We start from the raw sequence: 8,774 nt of genomic DNA, 5'->3' as shown, positions 1-8,774 counted from the left end.
GGAGGGACGCGCGGCATCGGCGGGCGGCGCCGTTCGCGCCGCCTCGCGTTCGCGCGCGCGGCGCTCCAGCCGCGCCTGCCGCGCGCGGAAGCGCTCGCGTGCCGCCAGCGCACGCCGGCGTTCGTCGCGTACCGCGAGCAGGCGCGTGTTGCATCCGGGCGCGCAGCCGGCGCACGGCGGCGCATCGAGCAGGCCCAGATCCAGCGCGCGGTCGACGTCGTCCTCGGCGAGCGCGGCGAGGATCGCGTGCGCGGCCGCCGGCGCGAGGCACCCGCAGAGCGCGCAGGCGCCCATCAGCGGCCGCGGAACGCCGGCTTGCGCCGCTCGAGGAACGCGGCGGTGCCCTCGCGCATGTCCTCGGTGGCGAACATCAGGCCGAACTGCGTGGTCTCGTACTCCAGCCCCTCGGAGATCGCGCATTCGCCGCCGACGTTGACGCAGTCGAGGATGCCGCGCAGCGCCAGCGGCGCGGCATTGGCGAGCTGCTCGGCGAGCGCCATCGTCTGCGCTTCCAGTTCCGCCGCCGGCACCACGCGGTTGACGATGCCGAGCTGCTGCGCGCGTACCGCATCGATCGGCGCGCCGAGCAGGCACAGCTCGAGCGTCGCCGCGCGTCCGGCCAGCCGCAGCAGGCGCTGCGTGCCGCCGAACCCCGGAATCAGGCCGAGGTTGATTTCGGGCTGCCCGACCTTGGCGGTGTCGGCGGCGATGCGCAGATGGCAGGCCATCGCCAGCTCCAGTCCGCCGCCGAGCGCGAAGCCGTTGATCATCGCGATCACCGGCTTGGGCAGGGTCTCGATCGTGCGCATCAGCCGCTGCCCGCGCTGCGAGAAATCGCGACCCTGCACCGGCGCCAGCGTGTTCATCTCGGCGATGTCGGCGCCGGCCACGAACGCCTTGGGGCCTGCGCCGGTCAGCACCACCGCGCGCACGCGCTCGTCCGCGGCGGCGGCGTCGAACGCCTCCCGCAGCGCGTCCAGGGTGGCCGCGTTGAGCGCGTTGAGCTTGTCGGGACGGTTGACGGTGATGCGGCGCACCGCGCCGATGTCGTCGATGAGCAGAAGGGCGTCGGCCATGACGTGCCTGAAGGAGCGGAAGGGAGGGAGGCGCAGTGCGGGAACTTCCGGCGCACCGCAGGGTCACAGCGGTCGGCCTCAGTGGCGGTTAAGCGCTGCGGCCGGTATCCTACAGCGTCCTTCCGGCGCGGTTCGACGGGGGACATTTTTTTGCGGCGGCTTCACCGCCGTACCACACCGGAGATTCACCGAATGAAGTTGCGTCTGCTCGCCGCGGCCACCGCGGCCCTGCTGTTGGCCGCCGGTTCCGCCGCCGCCCAGGACACGTCGACCGAGAAGGGCAAGCTCAGCTACGCGCTCGGCTACCAGACCGGCGCGGACCTGGCCCAGCTCACCGCGCGCGGCGAAGCGCTCGACGTCAACGCCGTCGTCAAGGGCCTGCAGGACGCCTACGCCAAGAAGCAGCCCGCCGTGCCCGGCGAGCAGTTGAAGGCCGCGGTCGAGGCGATGCAGAAGCGCCTGGCCGAGAAGGCCAAGGCCGAGTTCGACCGCATGGCGGCCGAGAACAAGACCAAGAGCGACGCCTTCCTCGCGCAGAACAAGGGCAAGGCGGGCGTGAAGATGCTGCCGAGCGGCGCACAGTATCGCGTCATCGAGAACGGCACCGGCGCCAAGCCGACCATGGCCAGCACCGTGCAGCTCGAAGTGGCCGGCCCGTTCCCGTGGGGCGAGCGCCCGCAGCAGGCGCGTCCCGCCTCGCAGATCCCGGCGGTCAAGGTCAGCGAGATCGAGATGGCCGCCATGCGCGAGGCGCTGATGCAGATGCCCGCCGGTTCGAAGTGGGAGATCACCCTTCCCCCCGACAAGGCCTACGGCGCCGATCCGCGTTCCGGCTTCCCGCCGAACGTGGCCGTGCAGTTCGAAGTCAAACTCGTCAGCGTGAAGTGACGCAGCGGCGCGTTTCCGCATAGCGGAAACGCTTTTGCCGCTGCGTGATCCCCGCGCAAGCGGGGATCCACCCCACAGCATGCCCGGCGTGTTTCCGCATAGCGGAAACGCCTTTGCCGCTGCGTCATCCCCCGCAAGCGGGGACCCATTCGCAGAAGGCGTCGCCCGGATAAAGCCACAGGCCGCATCCGGGTGTCCGTACGCCCTTGACGCTTCGCTTACCCGGGCTACTCCGCTGCGCTGCCGACGGGCGCGGGTCTCGTGGTTTGGCAGCGCCGCTGCCATCCGCGACAATGCCGGACATGAGCTCGCCCCATCCCGCGCCGCGCGCCGTCCTCAGCCCTTGCGTCGGCGTGTGCGCGATCGCTGCCGACGGTCTGTGCGAGGGCTGCCACCGCACGCTCGACGAGATCGCGCGCTGGTCGGCGATGGACGACGGCCAGCGCCTTCGCCTGATGAACGACGTGCTGCCCGAACGCGAGGCCAGGCGCCGCGCGAGTGCCGCTTGAAGTCCGACACGCCGCCGTTGCACCGCCTGCGCGCCGCGCTGCATCCGCTCGAACATCCGCCGCGGACGCCGGGATGGAACCGCGATGCGCTGGCCGATCTGCTCGATCCGGCACGGCCGCCGGTGGAGGCGGCGGTGCTCGTCGGGCTGGTGGAGCGCGACGACGGCCTGCAGGTGCTGCTGACCCGCCGCACCGACGGCCTGCGCCACCATGCCGGGCAGGTGAGTTTTCCCGGCGGCCGCATCGAGCCGCTCGATGCCGGCCCGGCCGCCGCGGCGCTGCGTGAGGCCGAGGAGGAGATCGGCCTGCCGCCGGCGCAGGTGACGCCGCTGGGCTACCTCGACCCGCTGCTGACCATCACCGGCTTCCGCGTCGTGCCGCTGGTGGGCTTCGTCGCTTCCGACTACGAAGCGCGGCCCGATCCGAACGAAGTCGCCGAAGTGTTCGAAGTGCCGCTCGGGCTGCTGCTCGATCCGGCCAATCTGCTGCGGCACACTCTGGACTATCGCGGACAGGCGCGCGAGATCGTCGAGTTCCGGTATCCCGACCGGCGCATCTGGGGCGCCACCGCGATGATGCTGCTCAACCTGCGTGAACGCCTGCATGCCGATGGAATGGACGACGCTCATCGCCGCTGAGGACCTGGCCGCCCGACTGGGCCAGGAGGATCTGGTCGTGCTGGACGCGACCGCTTCGCTCGCCGATCCCGAGGCCGCGCGCGCGGCCTATCACGAAGCGCATGTGCCCGGTGCGCACCACGTCGACCTGGCGCGCGACCTCAGCGGCCCGCACCGGCCGGGCGCGGGCCGCCACCCGTGGCCGGAGGAGGCGCACATCCGTGGCGTGCTGGGGCGCGTCGGCGCGACGCCCGCGCATCAGGTGGTCGTCTACGACGCCGGCGACGGGGCGCTGGCGGCCGCGCGCGCGTGGTTCCTGCTGCGCGCGCTGGGGCACCGCCGCGTGGCGGTGCTGGACGGCGGCTGGTCGCGCTGGCGCGCGCTCGGCCTGCCGGTCGAACGCGCGGTGCCCGCGCCCGGCGCGACGCAGTACGAGGCCCGCTTCGACCGCTCGCGGCTGCTCGATGTCGACGACATCCGGGCGCAACTCGCCAGCGGCGGCGTCCTGGTCGATGCGCGCGCCGCCGAGCGCTTCCGCGGCGACGTGGAACCGATCGACCGCCGCGCCGGTCACGTGCCGGGCGCGCGCAACCGGCCGTTCGTGGAGAATCTCCGCGACGGCCGGTTCAAGCCCGCGGAAGAACTGGCCGCGGAGTTCCGCGCGCTGCTCGGCGCGGTGCCGACCGAGCGGGTGGCGGTGATGTGCGGCTCCGGCGTGACCGCCTGCCACCATCTGTTGGCGATGGAGCATGCCGGGCTCGGTGGCGCCAGGCTGTTCACCGGCTCCTGGAGCGGCTGGATCGAGGATCCCGCGCGGCCGATCGAAACCGGGGCGTAGTGGCTGCCCGCGTCGGGCCTGCGCTATTTCCCGAGCCGCGCCACCAGCGCCTTCAGCCCCGCCTGCGTGTCCGGATGCGTCCACGCCTCGACGAACCGGTCGAGCTGGATGCGTTCGGGCTCCAGCGCGGCCAGCAGATCGGCGCGCGCGATCGCGCGGGTCTGCAGCACCGGCATGCGCGGCAGCGCCAGCAGGCCTTCCAGCCAGGCGTGCGCGCGGGTGACGACCTCGTCGACCGCGGCCAGCTCGTCGACCAGACCGCAGGCGAGGGCGCGCGCGGACTCGACCAGCTCGCCGCCCACCAGCAGACGCTCGGCGCGGTGGGAGCCGACCACGCGCCGCATCAGGTGCTGGATGCCTTCCGGCGCGACCAGGCCCACCTGCGTCTCGTTGAGGCCGATGCGGTACGGGCCTTCCGCCATCACCCGGTAGTCGCAGCACAGCGCCAGCACGCAGCCGCCGGCCGGCGCATGCCCGGCGATGGCGGCTACCACCGGCACCGGCGAGGACGCCAGCGTGCGCGCGGCGGCGAAGAAGGCCTGCCAGGCGCTCCTGACGCGTGCGCGGTCGTCGCCCAGCGAGAGCAGGAACGGCACATCGAGCCCGGCCGAGAACACCTTCGGTCCGCCGGCGAGGACGATGCCGGCGGCGCCCTGCTCGGCCGCCTGCCGCACCGCGCGCGTGAGGTCGTCGCACAGCTCGGGGTCGAGCGCGTTGACCGGCGGGCGGGCGAGCGTGATGCGGGCGATCTGCCCGTGCGTTTCGACGTTGACGAGCGGCATGGCGGCTCCGTGTGGCGGGATCGGACGCAGCGTGGCGGGCGGCGTCGCTCGTTATCATAGGCGCATGATCCGCTCCGTCCTCATCGCCGCGCTCGCGCTCGCGTTCCTGCCGGCTATCGCGTTCGCCGCCACGCCCCCGACCTGCCTGCCGCGTGCCGAACGCGCCTGGGTGCGCGTGCTTCCGGCGGCGATGCCGATGAACGCCGGCTACCTGCGCCTCCGCAACCCGTGCGCCGCGCCGCTGGCGATCGTCGCAGCGAGCAGTCCCGCCTACGGCGAGGTGTCGATCCACGAGACGCGCACGGTCGACGGCGTCAGCCGCATGCGCGAGGTCGCCGAGCTGCCGCTCGCCCCCGGCGCGACGGTGGAGATGAAGCCCGGCGGGCTGCACCTGATGCTGATGCGGCCGACGGCGCCGGTGCGGATCGGGCAGCGTGTGCCCATCGATCTGCACCTGAAGGACGGTCGCCGCCTGCCGGTCGAGTTCGAGGCGCGCGCGGCGGCGCCGTAGGGCGGGCCCCGGCCCGCCGTCGAGCCCGCGCGCTCAGCCCGCGAGCGCTTCGCGGACCGCCGCCGGCAGCGGCGCCGCCTGGCCGGTCTGGCGGTCGATCCACACCATCACCACGTTGCCGTCGCAATACAGCACGCCCTCGTCGTCGCCGGCGAGGATGCGGTGGCCGATGGTCAGGCTGCTGTTGCCCAGCCGTTCGACGAACAGCTCGATCGTCACCTGCGCCGGCCATTCGATCGGCCGCCGGTAGTTCAGGTGCGCCGCCGCCACCACGGGGGCGACGCGGTCGTCCATCCCCATGCCCGGCAGCGTCAGCATCCACTGCAGCCGCGCCTCCTCGAGGTAACTGAGATACTTCGAGTTGTTGACGTGGTTGAAGGCGTCGAGGTCGCGCCAGCGCACGGGCATCGGAACGCGCACCAGCGGCTTCGCCGGTGCGGCGGGCGCAGGCGCGTCGGCCGGTGCGCCTGCGGCGGTCGATGCGGTCGGCGTGGTCGCGGCGGGCGCGGGGGCTGCGGCCTGCGGCTCGGCCTTCTTCTTGCGGGCGGTGCGGCGCGGCTTGCGCGGGGTGCCGGCGTCGATGCTCATGCGTGCGATGCCTTCCGTGAAATCTCGTGGTGCGGGGCCAGACCGAGCAGCGGCCGCAGGAACCGTCCCGTGTGCGAATCGGGATGTTCGGCGATCTGCTCCGGCGTCCCGGTGGCGATGATCTGTCCGCCGCGATGGCCGCCTTCGGGCCCGAGATCGATCACCCAGTCGGCGGTCTTGATGACGTCGAGATTGTGCTCGATCACCACCACCGTGTTGCCCTCGTCGCGCAGGCGGTGCAGCACGGCGAGCAGGTGTTCGATGTCGTGGAAGTGCAGGCCGGTGGTCGGCTCGTCGAGGATGTACAGCGTGCGTCCGGTGTCGCGGCGCGAAAGCTCGCGCGACAGCTTGACGCGTTGCGCCTCGCCGCCGGACAGCGTGGTCGCGCTCTGGCCGAGCTTGATGTAGGACAGGCCGACGTCGAGCAGGGTTTCGAGCTTGCGGGCGATGGCCGGGATGTTCTCGAACAGGTCGAGCGCGTCCTCGACGGTCATCTCGAGCACGTCGTGGATCGAGTGGCCCTTGTAGAGGATCTCCAGCGTCTCGCGGTTGTAGCGCTTGCCGCCGCAGACGTCGCACGGCACGTAGACGTCCGGCAGGAAGTGCATCTCGACCTTGATCAGGCCGTCGCCCTGGCAGGCCTCGCAGCGGCCGCCGCGCACGTTGAAGCTGAAGCGGCCCGGCGAGTAGCCGCGCGCGCGCGCCTCCGGAACCTGCGCGAACAGCTCGCGCAGGGGCGTGAACAGGCCGGTGTAGGTGGCCGGGTTCGAGCGCGGCGTGCGGCCGATCGGCGACTGGTCGATGTCGACCACCTTGTCGAACAGGTCGAGGTTCTCGATCGCGCGATACGGCGCGGGGGTGGCCGAAGCGCCGTTGAGTTCCTTCGCGGCGATCGCGTACAGCGTGTCGTTGATCAGCGTCGACTTGCCCGAACCGGACACGCCGGTCACGCAGGTGAACAGTCCGGCCGGAATGGTCAGGTCGACGTTGCGCAGATTGTTGCCGCTGGCGCCGCGCAGCTTCATCAGCGCCTTCGGATTCGGTTTGTGGCGTTTGGCCGGAACCTCGATCCGGCGCTGGCCGCTCAGGTACTGGCCGGTGAGCGAGTGCGGCGCGCGCATGATGTCCTGCAGCGAGCCCTGCGCCACCACCTCGCCGCCATGCACGCCGGCGCCGGGGCCGATGTCGACGATGTGGTCGGCCAGCCGGATCGCGTCCTCGTCGTGCTCGACCACGATCACCGTGTTGCCGAGGTCGCGCAGGCGGGTGAGGGTGCCGAGCAGGCGCTCGTTGTCGCGCTGGTGCAGGCCGATCGAGGGCTCGTCGAGCACGTACATCACGCCGACCAGGCCGGCGCCGATCTGGCTGGCGAGCCGGATGCGCTGCGCCTCGCCGCCGGAGAGCGTGTCGGCCTTGCGCTCGAGCGTGAGATAGTCGAGGCCGACGTCGACCAGGAAGCGCAGGCGGTCGGCGATCTCCTTGACGATCTTCTGCGCGATCTCGCCGCGCCAGCCCGGAAGCTGCAGCTCGCGGAAGAACGCGAGCGCCTGGTCGACCGGCATGACCACGATGTCCGGCAGCGGACGCTCCGCCACGAACACGCTGCGCGCGGCGCGATTGAGGCGCGCGCCGCCGCAGTCGGGACAGGGGCGCTCGCTGATGTACTTCGCCAGCTCCTCGCGCACCGCGGCGGATTCGGTCTCGCGGTAGCGGCGCTCGAGGTTGGGGACGATGCCCTCGAAGCGGTGCTTGCGCTGGTGGCGGCTGCCGCTTTCGCTGAGGTAGGTGAATGCGATCACCTCGTCGCCGCTGCCGAACAGGACGGCCTGGCGCACGCTGTCGGGCAGCGAGTTCCACGGCTGGTCGACGTCGAAGCGGTAGTGCTTCGCCAGCGACTGGATCATGTGGAAGTAGTACGCGTTGCGGCGGTCCCAGCCGCGCACCGCGCCGGCGGCGAGCGAGAGTTCCGGATGCACCACCACCCGCGCCGGATCGAAGAACTGCGACACGCCCAGGCCGTCGCAGGTCGGGCATGCGCCGATCGGCGAGTTGAACGAGAACAGCCGCGGTTCCAGTTCGGGCAGCGAGTAATCGCACACCGGGCAACTGTATTTGGAGGAGAACAGCAGCGGCGGCGCGGCCGCATCGTCCATCGAATGCACCGCCGCCATGCCGTCGCCGAGCTTGAGCGCGGTCTCGAACGATTCGGCCAGGCGCTGCTTGATGTCCTCGCGCGGCTTGAAGCGGTCGATCACCGCTTCGATGGTGTGCTTCTGCCGCAGCGCCAGCGGCGGCACGGCGTCGATCTCGTGCAGCGCGCCGTCCACCCGCACGCGCACGAAGCCCTGCGCGCGCAGTTGCTCGAACACCTGCGCGTGCTCGCCCTTGCGCTCGCGCACGACCGGTGCGAGCAGCATCCAGCGCTGCTCCGGGTCGAGCGCCAGCGCCTGGTCGACCATCTGGCTGACGGTCTGCGCCTCCAGCGGATAGCCGTGGTCCGGGCAGCGCGGCGTGCCGACGCGCGCGTACAGCAGGCGCAGGTAGTCGTAGATCTCGGTGATGGTGCCGACGGTCGAACGCGGGTTGTGCGAGGTCGACTTCTGTTCGATGGAAATCGCCGGCGACAGCCCCTCGATGTGGTCGAGGTCGGGTTTCTCCATCACCGACAGGAACTGGCGCGCGTAGGCCGACAGCGACTCCACGTAACGGCGCTGGCCTTCGGCGTAGATGGTGTCGAAGGCCAGCGACGACTTGCCCGAGCCCGACAGGCCCGTGATGACGATGAGCTTGTCGCGCGGCAGGTCGAGGTCGATGTTCTTGAGGTTGTGCGTCCGCGCGCCGCGGATGCGGATGTATTCCATCGCCATCGGGTGGGTCCGTGTGGGGCAATGCCGGGCGCCGCCCGACGCGATCGGGGCGACCGGAAGCAAACGGTCAGCCTACCGACCGGACAGGGTGGGGGCAA

At 71.6% G+C, this 8,774-nt stretch carries 6 protein-coding genes and 3 pseudogenes; 4 read left to right on the top strand and 5 right to left on the bottom strand.

Going from position 1 to position 8,774, the window contains the following annotated elements; all coding sequences use genetic code 11:
• Both FQY64_RS12215 and FQY64_RS12210 read right to left on the bottom strand, forming a co-directional pair.
• A pseudogene (locus tag FQY64_RS12215) lies at positions 1-294 on the bottom strand (hypothetical protein); the annotation flags it as partial.
• Entirely contained in the window at positions 294-1,076 is a 783-nt protein-coding gene (locus FQY64_RS12210) for an enoyl-CoA hydratase/isomerase family protein (protein WP_146474622.1), read from the bottom strand. The pseudogene FQY64_RS12215 and the gene FQY64_RS12210, both read right to left, overlap by 1 nt.
• Before the next feature lie 192 nt (positions 1,077-1,268).
• Here FQY64_RS12210 and FQY64_RS12205 point away from each other — a divergent pair, with 192 nt between their 5' ends.
• From FQY64_RS12205 to FQY64_RS12195, 3 genes and pseudogenes are all read left to right on the top strand, one after another.
• On the top strand, positions 1,269-1,964 hold the full coding sequence (locus FQY64_RS12205) for an FKBP-type peptidyl-prolyl cis-trans isomerase N-terminal domain-containing protein (protein WP_146474620.1): 696 nt from the start codon (positions 1,269-1,271) through the stop codon (positions 1,962-1,964).
• A gap of 302 nt (positions 1,965-2,266) precedes the next feature.
• Positions 2,267-3,111, top strand: a pseudogene (locus FQY64_RS12200) (NUDIX hydrolase).
• A complete protein-coding gene (locus tag FQY64_RS12195; protein WP_146474618.1) occupies positions 3,077-3,928 on the top strand; it encodes a sulfurtransferase in 852 nt (283 codons plus the stop codon). The pseudogene FQY64_RS12200 and the gene FQY64_RS12195 overlap by 35 nt, the downstream one beginning before the upstream one ends.
• A 23-nt stretch (positions 3,929-3,951) precedes the next feature.
• Here FQY64_RS12195 and FQY64_RS12190 read toward each other — a convergent pair whose 3' ends face one another.
• Positions 3,952-4,710 carry an enoyl-CoA hydratase/isomerase family protein gene (locus FQY64_RS12190; protein ID WP_146474616.1) on the bottom strand — a complete coding sequence of 253 codons (759 nt, stop codon included), beginning with the start codon at positions 4,708-4,710 and terminating at the stop codon, positions 3,952-3,954.
• A gap of 64 nt (positions 4,711-4,774) precedes the next feature.
• Here FQY64_RS12190 and FQY64_RS12185 point away from each other — a divergent pair, with 64 nt between their 5' ends.
• Positions 4,775-5,221, top strand: a complete 447-nt coding sequence (locus FQY64_RS12185; protein WP_146474614.1) for a copper chaperone PCu(A)C — start codon at positions 4,775-4,777, stop codon at positions 5,219-5,221.
• A gap of 33 nt (positions 5,222-5,254) precedes the next feature.
• On the opposite strand, the gene FQY64_RS12180 is transcribed toward FQY64_RS12185, so the two are convergent.
• Both FQY64_RS12180 and uvrA read right to left on the bottom strand, forming a co-directional pair.
• Entirely contained in the window at positions 5,255-5,629 is a 375-nt protein-coding gene (locus tag FQY64_RS12180; protein WP_186760979.1) for an acyl-CoA thioesterase, read from the bottom strand.
• Between the two features lie 224 nt (positions 5,630-5,853).
• Positions 5,854-8,676: pseudogene (gene uvrA, locus FQY64_RS12175) on the bottom strand (excinuclease ABC subunit UvrA); the annotation flags it as partial.
• Between the last annotated feature and the right edge of the window lie 98 nt (positions 8,677-8,774).

It is taken from the genome of Vulcaniibacterium thermophilum (genome assembly GCF_007923255.1).
Lineage (GTDB): Bacteria > Pseudomonadota > Gammaproteobacteria > Xanthomonadales > Xanthomonadaceae > Lysobacter_F > Lysobacter_F thermophilum.
Note: the sequence above shows the minus strand (reverse complement) of the source record. Positions and strands in the feature narration are given on the sequence as shown.

Bases quoted from the DNA above. Each gene is read 5' to 3' on its own strand.
- FQY64_RS12210 (WP_146474622.1), bottom strand. From the start codon at position 1,076: ATGGCCGACGCCCTTCTGCTCATCGACGACATCGGCGCGGTGCGCCGC.
- FQY64_RS12205 (WP_146474620.1), top strand. From the start codon at position 1,269: ATGAAGTTGCGTCTGCTCGCCGCGGCCACCGCGGCCCTGCTGTTGGCC.
- FQY64_RS12195 (WP_146474618.1), top strand. From the start codon at position 3,077: ATGCCGATGGAATGGACGACGCTCATCGCCGCTGAGGACCTGGCCGCC.
- FQY64_RS12190 (WP_146474616.1), bottom strand. From the start codon at position 4,710: ATGCCGCTCGTCAACGTCGAAACGCACGGGCAGATCGCCCGCATCACG.
- FQY64_RS12185 (WP_146474614.1), top strand. From the start codon at position 4,775: ATGATCCGCTCCGTCCTCATCGCCGCGCTCGCGCTCGCGTTCCTGCCG.
- FQY64_RS12180 (WP_186760979.1), bottom strand. From the start codon at position 5,629: ATGCCCGTGCGCTGGCGCGACCTCGACGCCTTCAACCACGTCAACAAC.